At 41.0% G+C, this 13,901-nt stretch carries 20 protein-coding genes; 11 read left to right on the top strand and 9 right to left on the bottom strand.

Going from position 1 to position 13,901, the window contains the following annotated elements:
• Positions 1-58: 58 nt before the first annotated feature.
• Complete coding sequence (locus KFQ09_RS06840) at positions 59-1,207, top strand: type II asparaginase (protein ID WP_048001236.1); 1,149 nt, start codon at positions 59-61, stop codon at positions 1,205-1,207.
• Positions 1,208-1,241: 34 nt separating this feature from the next.
• Here the strand turns inward: KFQ09_RS06840 and KFQ09_RS06835 are convergent, their stop codons facing one another.
• Together KFQ09_RS06835 and KFQ09_RS06830 are read right to left on the bottom strand one after the other, a co-directional pair.
• Positions 1,242-2,135, bottom strand: coding sequence for an alpha/beta fold hydrolase (locus KFQ09_RS06835; protein WP_017366679.1), 894 nt, complete (start codon positions 2,133-2,135; stop codon positions 1,242-1,244).
• Positions 2,136-2,191: 56 nt separating this feature from the next.
• A complete protein-coding gene (locus KFQ09_RS06830; RefSeq protein ID WP_007496431.1) occupies positions 2,192-2,644 on the bottom strand; it encodes a MarR family winged helix-turn-helix transcriptional regulator in 453 nt (150 codons plus the stop codon).
• A 321-nt stretch (positions 2,645-2,965) separates the two neighbouring features.
• Between KFQ09_RS06830 and KFQ09_RS06825 the strand changes: the two genes are divergently transcribed.
• On the top strand, positions 2,966-3,571 hold the full coding sequence (locus KFQ09_RS06825; RefSeq protein WP_017358446.1) for a TetR/AcrR family transcriptional regulator: 606 nt from the start codon (positions 2,966-2,968) through the stop codon (positions 3,569-3,571).
• Between the two features lie 31 nt (positions 3,572-3,602).
• Positions 3,603-4,805, top strand: coding sequence for an MFS transporter (locus tag KFQ09_RS06820; protein ID WP_050826998.1), 1,203 nt, complete (start codon positions 3,603-3,605; stop codon positions 4,803-4,805).
• A gap of 34 nt (positions 4,806-4,839) precedes the next feature.
• On the opposite strand, the gene KFQ09_RS06815 is transcribed toward KFQ09_RS06820, so the two are convergent.
• Complete coding sequence (locus tag KFQ09_RS06815) at positions 4,840-5,256, bottom strand: hypothetical protein (protein ID WP_048001232.1); 417 nt, start codon at positions 5,254-5,256, stop codon at positions 4,840-4,842.
• On the bottom strand, positions 5,253-5,693 hold the full coding sequence (locus KFQ09_RS06810; protein ID WP_008346719.1) for a LytTR family DNA-binding domain-containing protein: 441 nt from the start codon (positions 5,691-5,693) through the stop codon (positions 5,253-5,255). The genes KFQ09_RS06815 and KFQ09_RS06810 overlap by 4 nt, the downstream gene beginning before the upstream one ends.
• 161 nt (positions 5,694-5,854) lie before the next feature.
• Here KFQ09_RS06810 and KFQ09_RS06805 point away from each other — a divergent pair, with 161 nt between their 5' ends.
• On the top strand, positions 5,855-6,643 hold the full coding sequence (locus tag KFQ09_RS06805) for a GNAT family N-acetyltransferase (RefSeq protein WP_046342768.1): 789 nt from the start codon (positions 5,855-5,857) through the stop codon (positions 6,641-6,643).
• Here KFQ09_RS06805 and KFQ09_RS06800 read toward each other — a convergent pair.
• The gene (locus KFQ09_RS06800) at positions 6,635-7,108 is read right to left on the bottom strand and encodes a GNAT family N-acetyltransferase (RefSeq protein ID WP_008346715.1); all 474 of its coding nucleotides are present in this window, start codon (positions 7,106-7,108) and stop codon (positions 6,635-6,637) included. The two genes, KFQ09_RS06805 and KFQ09_RS06800, sit on opposite strands and share 9 nt — an antisense overlap.
• 51 nt (positions 7,109-7,159) lie before the next feature.
• Here KFQ09_RS06800 and KFQ09_RS06795 point away from each other — a divergent pair, with 51 nt between their 5' ends.
• Complete coding sequence (locus KFQ09_RS06795) at positions 7,160-7,429, top strand: YesK-like family protein (RefSeq protein ID WP_035390333.1); 270 nt, start codon at positions 7,160-7,162, stop codon at positions 7,427-7,429.
• Positions 7,430-7,441: 12 nt separating this feature from the next.
• Here KFQ09_RS06795 and KFQ09_RS06790 read toward each other — a convergent pair whose 3' ends face one another.
• The 3 genes from KFQ09_RS06790 to KFQ09_RS06780 form a co-directional block, all read right to left on the bottom strand.
• Positions 7,442-7,966 carry a GNAT family N-acetyltransferase gene (locus tag KFQ09_RS06790; protein WP_255836139.1) on the bottom strand — a complete coding sequence of 175 codons (525 nt, stop codon included), beginning with the start codon at positions 7,964-7,966 and terminating at the stop codon, positions 7,442-7,444.
• A complete protein-coding gene (locus KFQ09_RS06785; protein WP_008346708.1) occupies positions 7,963-8,358 on the bottom strand; it encodes a VOC family protein in 396 nt (131 codons plus the stop codon). The genes KFQ09_RS06790 and KFQ09_RS06785 overlap by 4 nt, the downstream gene beginning before the upstream one ends.
• A gap of 68 nt (positions 8,359-8,426) precedes the next feature.
• A complete protein-coding gene (locus KFQ09_RS06780; RefSeq protein WP_048001231.1) occupies positions 8,427-9,050 on the bottom strand; it encodes a GNAT family N-acetyltransferase in 624 nt (207 codons plus the stop codon).
• 150 nt (positions 9,051-9,200) lie between these two features.
• Between KFQ09_RS06780 and KFQ09_RS06775 the strand changes: the two genes are divergently transcribed.
• The 6 genes from KFQ09_RS06775 to KFQ09_RS06750 all read left to right on the top strand — a co-directional run bounded on the left by KFQ09_RS06775 (position 9,201) and on the right by KFQ09_RS06750 (position 13,274).
• On the top strand, positions 9,201-9,752 hold the full coding sequence (locus tag KFQ09_RS06775) for a TetR/AcrR family transcriptional regulator (RefSeq protein WP_008346703.1): 552 nt from the start codon (positions 9,201-9,203) through the stop codon (positions 9,750-9,752).
• A 115-nt stretch (positions 9,753-9,867) separates the two neighbouring features.
• Positions 9,868-10,371, top strand: a complete 504-nt coding sequence (locus tag KFQ09_RS06770) for a dihydrofolate reductase family protein (RefSeq protein ID WP_051626197.1) — start codon at positions 9,868-9,870, stop codon at positions 10,369-10,371.
• A 109-nt stretch (positions 10,372-10,480) separates the two neighbouring features.
• Complete coding sequence (locus KFQ09_RS06765; RefSeq protein ID WP_017358433.1) at positions 10,481-10,954, top strand: MarR family winged helix-turn-helix transcriptional regulator; 474 nt, start codon at positions 10,481-10,483, stop codon at positions 10,952-10,954.
• Positions 10,938-11,561, top strand: coding sequence for a nitroreductase family protein (locus KFQ09_RS06760; protein ID WP_008346699.1), 624 nt, complete (start codon positions 10,938-10,940; stop codon positions 11,559-11,561). The genes KFQ09_RS06765 and KFQ09_RS06760 overlap by 17 nt, the downstream gene beginning before the upstream one ends.
• A 17-nt stretch (positions 11,562-11,578) precedes the next feature.
• Positions 11,579-12,631: an LLM class flavin-dependent oxidoreductase gene (locus tag KFQ09_RS06755; RefSeq protein ID WP_024719164.1), complete on the top strand. Its 1,053-nt coding sequence runs from the start codon at positions 11,579-11,581 to the stop codon at positions 12,629-12,631.
• Positions 12,632-12,980: 349 nt separating this feature from the next.
• Positions 12,981-13,274, top strand: coding sequence for a hypothetical protein (locus KFQ09_RS06750; protein WP_008346693.1), 294 nt, complete (start codon positions 12,981-12,983; stop codon positions 13,272-13,274).
• A 41-nt stretch (positions 13,275-13,315) separates the two neighbouring features.
• Here the strand turns inward: KFQ09_RS06750 and KFQ09_RS06745 are convergent, their stop codons facing one another.
• Positions 13,316-13,870, bottom strand: coding sequence for a helix-turn-helix domain-containing protein (locus tag KFQ09_RS06745; RefSeq protein ID WP_025206820.1), 555 nt, complete (start codon positions 13,868-13,870; stop codon positions 13,316-13,318).
• Positions 13,871-13,901 lie beyond the last annotated feature (31 nt).

Here is a 13,901-nt window from a genome sequence, read left to right as displayed (position 1 = left end):
TAAAGTAAACCCTATAGACAGATAATTATTCATCACATTTAAGAAAAGAGATGATCTTATGAACGTAACAAAATGGTTTGGTGCTGCCCTTCTTACTGTTTCACTATTGGTGACCGCAGCTTGTGCGAACGATAGCACTCAAGAGAATAATCAAAGTAATCAAGAAAGCACTACCAGTGAAACAAAAGAAAAAAACACGGCTGTTGAGACAGGGAACAAGTCTTTATCCAATATTAAGGTGCTGGCAACAGGCGGAACGATTGCCGGTAGTTCAGATAGTAATACAGATACGACTGGATATAAATCTGGTGCACTTGGAATCGATAAAGTCATTGCTTCCGTACCACAGCTGAAGGATATTGCAAATGTCACGGGTGAGCAAGTAGCGAACGTCGGCAGTGAAAATGTGGATAACGCTCTTCTTTTAAAATTAGCGAAACGAGTCAATCAGCTTTTAAATGATGATCAAGTGGATGGCATTGTGGTGACACATGGTACAGATACTTTAGAAGAAACGGCCTATTTTTTACATTTGGTTGTAAAAAGTGATAAGCCAGTGGTGGTCGTGGGTTCCATGAGGCCAGCATCTGCCATTAGTGCGGATGGCCCGCTTAACTTGTATCATGCAGTGAAAATTGCTTCGACAAAAGAAGCCAAAGGCAAAGGTGTAATGGTGACATTAAATGACCGAATTGCCTCTGCTCGTTTTATTACGAAGACAAATACCACCACAACCGATTCGTTCAAATCTCTTGAGCAAGGGTACATTGGAGAAGTGGCGGGTGAAGTTGTCTCTTTTTATAACGAACCGACAAGAAAACATACAGCTGACAGTGAATTCGATATTTCAAAGCTAAAAGAGCTGCCGCAAGTGGATATCTTATACGGCTATCAAAATGATCAAAAGTATGTGTATGATGCTGCGGTTAAAGCAGGAGCGAAAGGCATTGTCGTTGCCGCCGCAGGAAATGGAACGATGTCAACAGAAGCGATCAACGGGGCAACAGATGCAGTGAAGAAAGACGTGGTGATCGTGAGGTCAAGCCGTGCAGGAAATGGCATTGTCACACATGAAAAAATGGATGATGAACATCATTTTGTCTCATCGGATTCATTAAATCCACAAAAAGCACGCATTTTACTCATGCTGGCTCTGACGAAAACAAAAGATCCAGATAAAATTCAATCCTATTACGAGCAGTATTAAAAAGAAGAAGACCCGACGAATCATTGGGTCTTTTTTATATGTGTACCTGATGTTCAGCCCGTTTTTTTAAAGAGAGTAAAATGTCTCTCCAAACATCATCTATATCAGTCAGAAAATGTCCTGCTTGCTCGATATAGTGCGTTTTGGCGTTTGGAATGTTCGGAGCAATGCTTTCTATCTCTGCAAAAGGGGCCATCTGATCCTCTTTTCCATGCCAGACATCCACAGGGATTTGTATATCTTTCATATCGAATGCCCATGACCGTGAGAGCAAATCTGGCTCATGAATACATTCATCAACCGATTGACGAGTAGCTTCGTATAAATGCCGCATCATCAGCTCCAGTTGCTCATCGGTTTGAAGAAATTGCCGATCCGATGGATGTAAATGTTTGTTCCCTTTTTTCGTTAGTTTCTTGAATTTCTCTGGTTTCTTTTCAATGAGTTTTTTCTGAGCGCGATAACTTGCCTTTAAGAGCCAAGGCATTCTTTTACTGAGGAAAAAGGCAATCTTGTTCTCCTTTAGCATACTTTTAGGCGGTTTACCATCCTGAAATGGGGTGGTACTTGAGACGAGAGCAGCTGAAAGAATGCGGTCTGGCAATTGATAGGCACAACCAGCAGCGAATGCCCCGCCTCCAGAGACACCAATCACTGAAAAATGGGAGATGTCAAGATGATCGGCCACTTCCTGTACGTCTTTTGCCCAGTCTAAAATAGTGCGGTTCGGTTGCGGATCAGATAAACCAAAACCAGGTCTGTCTAAAGAAATAAGACGAATGCCAAGCTCTTTTGAGATTGGATCATCATCTAAAAACATCACTCTCGATCCAGGTGTCCCATGAAAAAAGAATACTGGGAATCCTTCAAGATCACCGTATTGAGACAAACCAATATGACGTCCATCTTGCAAATGAATCCTGTCCATTTGATCATCCCTTTCATCGTTTATCTAACTTACATATTCATGCATGAAACGCCGGGTTAAGGCGTTTCTTTCGCAATTTGATAGATTTTTTCGTAAAGCGATAATAATGTTTTTAGATCTTCTTTTGAAAGCTGGGCATAGTATTTTTGAATAAGATGCAGCTGAATTTTTTCAATATCTTTATGATAGTCATGGCCCTTTTGAGCAAAATCAACAATGATTTCTCTACGGTTATGTGGATTAATCTCTCTTTTCACATATCCAAGCTGTTCAAGCTTTGATATGAGCTGGCTAGCGGCACTAGATGAAATGGAGAAATAATCAGCCAGTTCATTGATTGTTCTCGTCTTCGACCGCAGCAATTCAAGGGTCAGTTCTTGTTTGCTTGTTAAATCTGCATACTCATTTTTTAAGAATCGTTGATACTCTTCTACATAGATAGAACCTAGTGCGTTTGAGTACTCAATGATTTTTTTGCTGTAATGAATGATATCCTCATCCAATGACATCACCTCTTTTCTCCTATATTATATGCAATCTTAATATTTAAGTTAAGTTAAATGTTAAGGAAAATTAAATAAAAAGAGAATAGACTTGATGAGAAAATGACCTCTATCTCCACTTTTCATCAACAATGGACAAAGAATACTTCCTGTTTGGTGATGGCAAAAATGATCGTTTTGTTTGTTTTCACTTAGATTTACTCCTTTGGAAGTCGGGACTTTTTCATTGAATTATGGGCGATCTCCATTTATAATAAAAAAATAAACCAACTGGTCGGTTTTATTTGTCCGTGTGAAGAAAAGCAAGGTAGAAGGGATTGTTCATAGATGACAAGTGCACAGAGCGGGGCTGGAAAAAGTGAAAAGACGAAGCAGAAAATTGTCACCGCTTCACGTGATTTATTTGCGAAAAAAGGATATTCGGAAACATCCGTGCGAGATATTCTAGAGGCGGCTGAGATTAGTAAAGGCAACCTCTATCATCATTTTAAAGGAAAAGAGTTTTTGTTCCTTCATATTATGGAAGAGGATCATCGATTCATGATGGAGACGTGGCATGAAGAGAAACAAACGCTGCACCGGGCCATTGATAAGCTCGCAGGGTTTGCAGAGCTACTTAGTCAAATGGGGATTAACTATCCTTTAATGAGAGCAAGTGAAGAATTCTGTGCCAGTGCATTTACATCAGATGAAGTCATGGAGCGGCTGAACAAGATTGATGTAGACTTTGATGATGTGATGAGAGACATCCTGCTTGAAGGAAACGAAGATGGCAGCTGGTCGATTCAGCATGTTGAATCAAAAGTGAAAATATTACTTTCTGTATTCTATGGATTAGACGTGTTATATAAAAATGACACGATGCAGCAGAAAAAGGAATTACAAAAAGAGGCGATCTCATTGTTTATTCACGGAATCAACCATCATGAGTAACAAGTGAGTCAGTAAAGGGGAAACAAACATCATGCAAAAACCGATTCGTGAGCAAAAAGCCGTACTTGTTATTTTATTAAGTAATATATTTATTGCGTTTTTAGGTATCGGTCTGATTATACCTGTCATGCCGCTCTTTATGAATGTCATGCATTTAACGGGCAGTACGATGGGATATCTTGTGGCGGCGTTTGCCGTTGCACAGCTTATCGCATCACCTATTGCGGGAAGATGGGTAGACCGATACGGAAGAAAGATCATGATTGTGTCAGGCCTTTTTCTATTTGCGTTATCAGAACTCGTTTTTGGCTTAGGAACACACGTATATGTTCTGTATTTTGCAAGGGTTCTTGGCGGTATTAGTGCAGCATTTATCATGCCGGCTGTCACCGCTTATGTCGCCGATATCACGACTGTTCAAGAAAGATCAAAGGCAATGGGGTATGTATCCGCTGCTATTAGTACCGGATTTATCATCGGCCCAGGAATTGGCGGATTTATTGCAGAATATGGCGTTCGCCTGCCGTTTTTCTTTGCAGCAGGGATTGCATTTATTGCTGTGATTTCATCTATGTTTATGCTGAAGGAACCATTAACAAAAGAAGAGCGAGAGAAACAAATGGATCAAGTGAAAGAATCGACCTTCTTTAAAGACTTGAAAAAATCGATTCATCCAAGCTATCTCATTGCTTTCATCATTGTCTTTGTGCTGGCGTTTGGACTATCTGCATATGAAACGGTCTTTAGCTTGTTTACAAATCACAAGTTTGGATTTGGTCCGAAGGATATTGCGATTATCATTACCGTCAGTTCAATTGTAGCCGTCATCATCCAAGTCCTCGTGTTTGGTAAAATGGTGAATGCGCTTGGGGAGAAACGAGTTATTCAACTATGCTTGATTGTTGGAGCAGTTCTCGCTTTTGTTTCTACAGTCGTGTCAGGCTTTATGGTTGTGCTGATCGTGACGTGTGTGATTTTCCTTGCGTTCGATTTATTGCGCCCTGCACTCACGACCTTCTTATCAAAAATCGCTGGCAATCAGCAAGGATTTGTCGCAGGGATGAACTCTACCTACACAAGTCTTGGTACGATTTTTGGCCCGGCACTTGGCGGTATTTTATTCGATCAAAATATTCATTTCCCATTCCTGTTTGCAGGTGTTGTCTTATTTCTTGGATTAGGCTTAACCCTTATTTGGAAGGGGAAGGCGACAGAAGAGGCATCAGCAGAATAATAGAAAAGAGACCTTTCAAATAAGGTCTCTTTTTTTAAGGCTGCGGCTTCAGGTGATTCAGTGCCTGCGCCATTTTTTGATTTTGCTGCTTTTTGTAAAATAGAAAGGCGATGATATGGCCTACTAATGTGAGAAAGGCTATACCGATAAAATAAGGCATGATCCATTCGAGCAGTGTAGTCGAATATAAAGCGACCGCTCCTACTTGAAACCCTAAATTGACGACAGTGGAGATGAGAATGTTGATGGGTGCTGGGAAGGTAAAGTAGTTCCATAGTAAAGGATACATGACCCCAAAGACGATGCCTGCCAAAGTCCCGATGGCAATGATGTGCCACACGTAATGAAAAGAGATAGAGGATGACCATTGAGTGATGGACAGGATGAGTGTCAGCCATACGATAGAGACAAAAGCTGTTTGCATAAATTGATGTTTTAGTTCCTTGATCATTTGAATCGCTCCTTTATATATTTGGCGTAATGACGACTGACGGTGTAGCTGTTTTTCGAGATGGTTTCGACCTCTAAGCGAGCGTACGTACCAGCGACAAAGCTGTCGACTTGCGCTAAATTGAGAATGACTGCATTGTTGATACGATAGAAATGTTCACGCTCTAACGACTTCAGATCCTTCAGCCGTTTACTGAGAAAATACGTCGTACCTTGAGTCGTGATCACCTTTGACAGATGTCCAAGCGCAGAGATCGCTTCAATTTGTTCTAATGGTAAAAGAGACTGCCGATCATTTTTTGGATCTTTGACCGTTAGAGATGTACTAGTCTCCAGCATTGTTGCCATCTTTTGTAAACGTTCTTGATTATGTGGATGGCTGATGACGTCTACTTCCGTCACATCCTTTTCTTGATTCCAGATCAAACGAAATTTCATCCATAAACCTCCTCTCACAATGAGCATAGCAATAGATGAAAGCGAATGCGATGGAATGTTGCTTTGATGCAGAAGAATTCTTTTTGTTGCAAAGATTCACTGCGAGTCTACGGCTTTCCTTTATAATGAAAAGATACTCGTTCGTGAATGGAGGAATGATGTTGTATCTTGTAGATCAACAAAGGACAGGAGCGGTAAAAGAGGAAATTCGGCGGATTGATCCTGCCTATCCAGTGTTCGTAGATGCGATACTCGATGGGGTGATACAAGGAGATTTATATGTGGATCACCGAGATCACCCGTGTGTCTATTTTGCAGGGACAACAACCGGCATTTATTATGTCGCAGGCAAGACAGAAGCAGCACTCTCATTATGTTCAACGTTCATTGTGGATGTTTATAAAAAGCAGAAAAGAGAGAACAGACGGTTCACTTTGTTTTCAGCAAATCCTGCATCAGATGAGATGATGAAAAAATGCTTCGGTTCAAAACTGAATGAAATGCAAAGACATGCGTATTCTTATGATTTGACCTCTCCTGATCTGATTGTGCCTGATCAAGACGAAATGATTAAACGCACGAATGAACAAGTCATTGCCGCAAGCAAAGTATTCCCATCCAGCTATTATGAAGCATATTGGGGAGGAGTAGATCACTTTTTATCTAATGGCGTCGGAGTTGCCATCTTAAACGGTGAAGACGTGGTCAGTGAATGTATCTCTATTTTTTCAAGTGAAAAACGTGTGGAGATCGATATTTGGACAGATGAAGCCTGCCGTGGAAAAGGGTTGGCTTTGTTAGCAGCTCAGCAAATGATCAGCATCTGTGTTGAAAAAGGGAAGACACCGCATTGGGATTGCGATGTCCATCATGCAACCTCGGCCAAATTGGCAGAGAAGCTAGGTTTTCAGTGGACAAAGACGTATCGCTTATTTTATGCCTCACGCTGAAAAGGTTTTGAGATACCAAGCATCCATGGCAGAATGCTCTGAGCCTTCAATCGGTGCAGGAAGAAGAGAAAAGTCATACCGTTGATAAAGGCCAGTAGCAGCTGTTAATTCACTGCGGGTTTCTAAATAACAAGCATCGTAGTATGTAGCAGCATATTGCAGGGCCGTATCCATCAGTTTCTTGCCCGCACCTTTGCCTTGTGCTTTTGGGCTTAAATAAAGCTTTTGTAGCTCACAAATGCCATCTGTGAAAGGGGCAATGCCAACGCCACCAACAATTTCACCATGTTCTTCGGCAATCCAATAGGCTGCATGAGTCAATGATTGATAGTATTCGAAAAGCTGATCAAGGTGTGGGTCTGTGTAGGCTGTACCTTCAATCGCAAGATTCGCTGATTCTAATGACTGGCGGATAATGGCCGCGATAAAAGGATTGTCCTGCTTTTGAATTGGTCTAATATTCATTGTAAAAACCTCCGTTGTCATAGGATAAAAAAGAAAAGGAGTTGATGCGATATGTTCTGGCTACAAACCGCTATTTTTACTGTCATTGTGCTCTGTCTCTCGTGGTGGGCAGGAAAAAGACGCAGGCATCGCCATGCCGGGCTGATTGTTCCGGTATGTATCACTTTGTTTGGATTGCTGTTATTGATCGGCAGTTTCTTCATTGGCAGATGGGAAGGGATGGCGCTCAGCATATCAAGCGTCTCTATCGTTCTCTCTTCTATCATTTGTTTGATCATCGTTACAGGGGTTCATTTGTTTAAAAAAGATGACCCTTCGTAGGCTGGGACATCTTTATGATTTGAATCTATCGTATTCCTCACGAAGGATGCCCATCATGATGACATCCGAATAAGCACCGTTGAAATAGAGCGCTTGACGTCTTTTTCCTTCATATTGAAATCCGGCTTTCTCATAGCTTCGAAAGGCTCGTGGGTTATGGGGAAAAACTTCAAGCTCAAGCCGATTGAGTTCTAACGTCTCAAAGGCAAATGTTTGAACCATCCGAACAGCCTCAGTGCCATACCCTTTGTGGAAATGCTCTGGACCATGCAGCGCAATGCGGAAACTTGCCGTATGATTCATCGGATCAATATCCACAATCGCAGCATCCCCGATCATTTCTTTCGTGTCTAGCAGACAAATAGCAAAGTCTCGTCTACTGTCATCCTGCAGAAAACGGGTATAGGCTGAACGAATTTCTTCTAGTGTGAACGTTTTTCGTGTGCCAGTCATATAAAGTGTTTCTGCATGCTGGCATCCTCTATGAATACCAGGATAATCTTGCTCTTCAATCGGTCTCAAAAATAATCGAGTCATGATGGATCAGCCTCCTCTATATATCGGGAGATTTCAATTAAGTTCATATCAGGATCACGGATATAAATGGATTCAATCGGACCTAATGCACCAGACCGTCTGACCGGACCTTCTTCAATTGGAACAACCTGCTTTCGAAGATGAAGCAATAAACTGTCTATATCTAAATCGGTGATAAAACACAAGTCAGCAGATCCAGGCTGGGGATGAGCAGCTTTTGGTTCAAATTCATGACCCGCTTCATGAAGGTTGATCTTTTGTAAGCCAAAACGAAGGGCTTTACGGCCTTCTCCAAAAGTTTCTTCCTTCATTCCTAATACGTTTGTATAAAAGCGAATGGTTTCCTCCATATGTTGAACAGTCAACACGATATGATCAAGTCGTCGTATCATCAGTCTCTCCTCCAAGTATGATCATTGTTTGAACTGCTTCTATTATATCATCCCTTGAAGAAGATACCTTATTTGATCACGGTTTTATAACTCCAGCTTTCTAGGGACATGTTTTCTCCGTGCAGTACTCTCTCATCAAACTCCGTCCACCCATTTTTTCGATAGAAATGACGATTGGCCTCGTTGTGTGTAATCAGTGTGAACAGTCCGCCGCCTTGCCGGGCGATAAAGGGGAAAAGACATTGCTTTAGCATACGGCTTCCAAGTTTTTTTCCTTGTTGGTCTTTTGCAACGACAAGAGCTTCTAAATACCAGTAAGGTTTCTTTAAGGAAGAACACGCTTTTTTTGCCTCCTTTAACATACGGAACACATGCTGAATCGCCGATATGCCACCAGTAAAGAGTAGCTTTAACCCACCAGATAACACATAATCCATGAGTCCTGGTTCAGGAAGACGGGGATGTTTTAACAGGGCGGCAGACACAATTTTCTCGTTCTCAACCCCGACCAAACAGATTTGATGCTGAAAATATACCTTTGTATTGATCAAATGCAACTGACGGGCGAAAGCAGAACGATTGGTCACCTTTTCGCATAATAAATCAAAAAATGAATAGTTCTGAAATGAATCATCTAACAACGCTGCCACTTGAGGCAGTTCATCCTCTCTAGCAAGTCTGAATTGAAACATATGATGGTCCTCCTTTTTTTGAACAGATATAGATTATTGAACATGTGTCCATTATAATAAGAGGAAAATAAACCGAACATCGGCAATGAATGATCTCTTGTTCATAAATAGACAGGTATAGCCAGATTGTTCAAAAATGGAGGGTGTTTGATGAAGGACAGACGAACAATCAAAACCAAAAAGGCGATACGGGAAAGCTTTCTTGAGCTTTTAAAGGAAAAAGATGTTCAACAAATTACAGTATCAGAGCTATCTAGAAGAGCGGATTTAGGAAGAGGGACCTTTTATTTGCACTACCAAGATGTATTTGATTTGCATGAACAGCTTGAGAAGGAACTATTTCATCAGCTTGGCGGACTATACGATGAATCGTTTCCAAGCCAGGACCCGCTTGATATGCTGTCCTTTTTAAACAAAACAACTGAGTATTTAAAAGAAAAACAATTCATGATGACGTTATTTGTCAAACCGAATAGCCCAACGACGAATCAATTTAAAGCGTTTTTTAAAGAAAAAATCATGAAAGAGTGGCAACTTGATCAGCGTCAGATTACGGAACGTGAACAGATTGAGGCTTCATTTGTTGTGTCTGGTGTTGTTGGTGTACTGGAGGAATGGATTCATGAAGGGATGACAGTCGAAGCGGGGCAGCTTGCGCACATCTTGTACAAGCTTCTTATGAAGGTAGAACAGGAATCGTAAGATACGAATTGATCATATATCATTTTTCTATTCTTTCTGTTAAAATGGGAATGTACGTTCTTATTTGAGGCGGGGAGTGGTGAGATTGAAAAGGAAATTACTATTTTATGGGGCAATGAGCATTGATGGATATTTAGCAAGGGATGATCACCGTTTAGATTGGCTCATAGGAACAGAGGGCGAAGAGGATACGAGATATGAGGAATTTTATGCTTCAGTCGATACGCTGATCATGGGACGGAACACATATGAACAGGTTCTAAAGCTCTCACCTGATGGGTTTCCTTATGAAGACAAGACATGTTATATCGTTTCTCGCACTTTACAAGACAGTCATACAGGGACCCACATCGTTCGTGAAGATGTTCTCTCTTTTATCAAAAATTTAAAAAATGAAAAAGGCCAGCATATTTGGATTTTAGGGGGCGGGGAACTGCTTCAAGCATTATTAAAAGAAAGATTAGTCGATGAGCTGTATCTCCAAATCGCACCTGTCATGATTGGAAAAGGAATCCCTCTTTTTCCTCCAACTGAACAGGAATCTAGATTTTCATTACAACAAGTGAATCAATACAAACAAATTGCTGAAATGCATTTTGTGTTAAAAGAAGACCACTAATTCACAGGGGTCTTTTTTTTAATCAAACAAACACGTTGACAAGAAAATATCCTAGTGTTAGGATAAATTTATCCTAGTTTTAGGATTTATTGAAAAAGGAGTAGTTGCCATGGTGCAGCAAGAACAGGAATTAGACTTAAGGCTTTTCCGAGTGTGGATGAAAGCCTATCATGCCCTTTTTGCAAATATCCAAAAAGACATTGAACGTTATGATATCGGATTTGAAAACTTTCAAATTCTTGAATTACTGTATAGTAAGGGACCACATCCCGTTCAAAAAATTAGTGAGATTTTATCCATTCCAAGTGGGAGCATCACCTATGTGGTCAACAAATTAGAAAAACAAGAATTAGTCAAAAGACAATGTGCACCTTCTGATAAACGTGTATTCCATGTATTACTGACAGATAAAGGGAAGCAGCTATTTGACGATATTTTCCCAAAACATACAGATGTCATTTCACAAAATCTGTCCTTTATCGAAACAGAGGAAAAAGAGCAGCTCATTGAATGGTTGAAAAAAATCGGTTTAGGTGCAAAACAACTTCACGAAAAGGGGAAACAAGATGACACGCAGCTTTGATACATTGGTACGTGAAAGACGATCAGCATCAAATTTTTTGCCAAATATCTCGATTTCGAGAGAAGAGCTTAATAGTATCTTTGAAGAAGTGAAGCTGGCACCTTCAGCCTTTAATTTACAGCATACGCAATATGTCGTCGTCCAATCAGAAGCGCTTAAAGAGCAAGTAAGAGATGCTGCATTTGGACAATATAAGGTGCATTCCGCTTCAGCAGCGATCATTGTACTCGGCGATCCGAAAGCTTATGAGCAAGCAGGAAACATTTATGAAGGCCTAAAAATGCTCGGCATCTTAAATGCGCAACAATATGAGGAAATGGTCAGAGAGACGATGAGTTTTTATGTGCAGAGAGGATCAGACTTTCAGAAAGAAGAGGCGATTCGAAATGCTTCATTATCTGCCATGCTATTTATGCTTGCCGCCAAAAACAAGGGATGGGATACTTGTCCGATGATTGGCTTTGACCCCGAAGCAATGAAAAAGGTGTTAAATATCGAATCAGATTTGGTTCCTGTATTAATGATCACGCTCGGAAAAGAAAAAGTAGAGAGCAGACAAGCGAGAGGCTATCGCAAGCCGGTCTCTGAATTTGTGACATATTTATAAGATAGGGGGTTCCATTCATGGAACTAGGAATTAGTACATTTGTAGAAACAACACCTGATTTTCAAACAGGAAAAACAGTCAGCCACGCACAGCGTATTCGTGAAGTAGTAGAAGAAATTATTTTAGCAGATCAAGTGGGTCTCGACGTTTTTGGTGTAGGAGAGCATCATCGTGAAGATTTTGCCGCATCAAATCCAGCAGTCGTATTAGCAGCTGCGGCAACGCAAACAAAGAATATTCGTCTGACAAGTGCCGTAACTGTTCTTTCATCGGCAGATCCTGTTCGTGTGTTTCAAGATTTTGCGACATTAGATGGCCTTTCTAACGGGCGTGCAGAGATCATGGCTGGCCGTGGATCATTTATTGAATCGTTCCCGCTTTTTGGCTATGACTTAGATGATTATGAAGAATTATTTGAAGAAAAACTAGATTTACTATTGAAATTACAGCAGTCAGAGCGTGTGACATGGAGCGGTAAGCATCGTCCTTCCATTCAGGATGTCGGCGTATACCCAAGACCTGTTCAAGATCCGCTTCCGATCTGGATTGGCAGTGGAGGAAACAGAGAATCTGTCGTACGTGCTGGATTATTAGGATTACCACTTGTCCTTGCCATTATTGGCGGCAGCCCTAGACAGTTCGCACCGCTCGTGCAGCTCTACAAGCAAGCTGCGATTCACGCTGGACATGACCCTGAGAAATTAACGGTGGCATCCCATTCACATGGATTTGTTGCGGAGGAAACAGAATTGGCAGCAGATCAATTCTTCCCTTCTACACAGCATGTCATGAATACATTAGCAAGAGAACGAGGCTGGGGACCTTATACCCGTTCTACATTCGATGCAGCAAGAACATTAGAAGGTGCATTGTATGTAGGAGATCCAGATGCCGTGGCAGAGAAAGTGATACATCTGCGAAAAAATGTAGGCATTACGCGCTTCATGCTGCACGTACCGGTCGGTTCGATGCCGCATGATCAAGTGCTGAAAGCTATTGAGTTATTTGGAAAAGAAGTGGCTCCTAAAGTAAGAGAAGAGGTTGCCCGCTGGGAAGCCGAACAAGCATAACAAAAAAGTCGATCAAGTGAATAGGCTTGATCGACTTTTTCTTATGCTTAAGGATCAATAACACATGGTTTCACTGTAGGGCATGAAGCAGCAGAAGCAAATGGTGTGGCCGTCAAGGTGAAGAGGAAAACAAGTTGAAAACAGATAAGCCATTTTTTCATGAAATCACCTCCGTTATCAATTGCTTCACTAGAACGAGGTGAGGATAAAAGCATAGAAGTATGTAACATCCTCTATCCAGCATAAGACAATCATATCATAATTTTCAAAAAAATGAAAAAATAACTTACGAAAGTTCTAAATTATGGTATGGTTAATATGTTCAACAAAAAAAGGGAGGGATTTTTGTATGAAAAAGGTCATAACTTCTGTTTTGGTTGGAGCAATTGTTTTAACGGGTGCGGGTGTCACCGCTGTCCCGGTAGAAGCGAAGGGGAAAGTAAACAGTGAAGTTACGGTACAAGCAAGTCGAACCGTCTCGGAAACGAGAACATATACGACGTCAAACATCCCATCAAGTATTACATATGCAAAGGATGGATGGGTCGGTATTCTCTATCAATCGTCAATTGAAGAGTTAGGTTTAGGAAAATATAGAGTTACCTTTACTGGAACGGTTGTACGCGATCCAGGATTTAATTAAATAAAATAAAGCTGACAGGTGGACAAGCCTGTCAGCTTTTTTTAATGGGGATAATAAAGAATCATTTGCATCCGTACCATCTGTTCTCCTGATTGTTTATACTCATGGGCACGGTCAGCTTTAAACCGAATCGAGTCGCCAGCTTGTAATGTGTATTGCTCATCACCGATTGATAAATCAAGTGCTCCCTCAAATACGGTAATCAATTCCTCTGTACCGCCGATATGTTCTTCCGCACTTAACGACCCATGAGGATCAATTTCTACCTGATAGACTTCAAATTTTCTCAGGTCATCAAATGGGAACGTCGTATATACCCGATACCTTCCCTCGTCCTCTGTTAAAACTTGTCCTTCTTCTTTTCGCACAAACTTAATCTCAGGCTGCGGTGCGTATATGAGTTCACTAAAAGACACCTTCAACCCATTGGCGATTTTCCACAGAGTGGTGATGGTTGGTGTGGATTCTCCTCTTTCGATTTGCCCAATCATCGTTTTACTCACACTTGTTACCTCAGCCATCTTTTCTAGGCTTAATTTCTTTTGCTCTCTTAACAGTTTGACATTTCTAGCAATAATCGATTGTACATCCTCCATCAAAAAAACTCCTTTCTGGATTTACTTTATA

This window comes from Bacillus sp. FS02 (assembly GCF_024398395.1).
In the GTDB taxonomy this organism is placed as follows: Bacteria; Bacillota; Bacilli; order Bacillales; family Bacillaceae; genus Bacillus; species Bacillus altitudinis.
The sequence above is the reverse complement of the archived record's forward strand: the minus strand, read 5'-3'. Positions and strand labels throughout refer to the sequence as shown.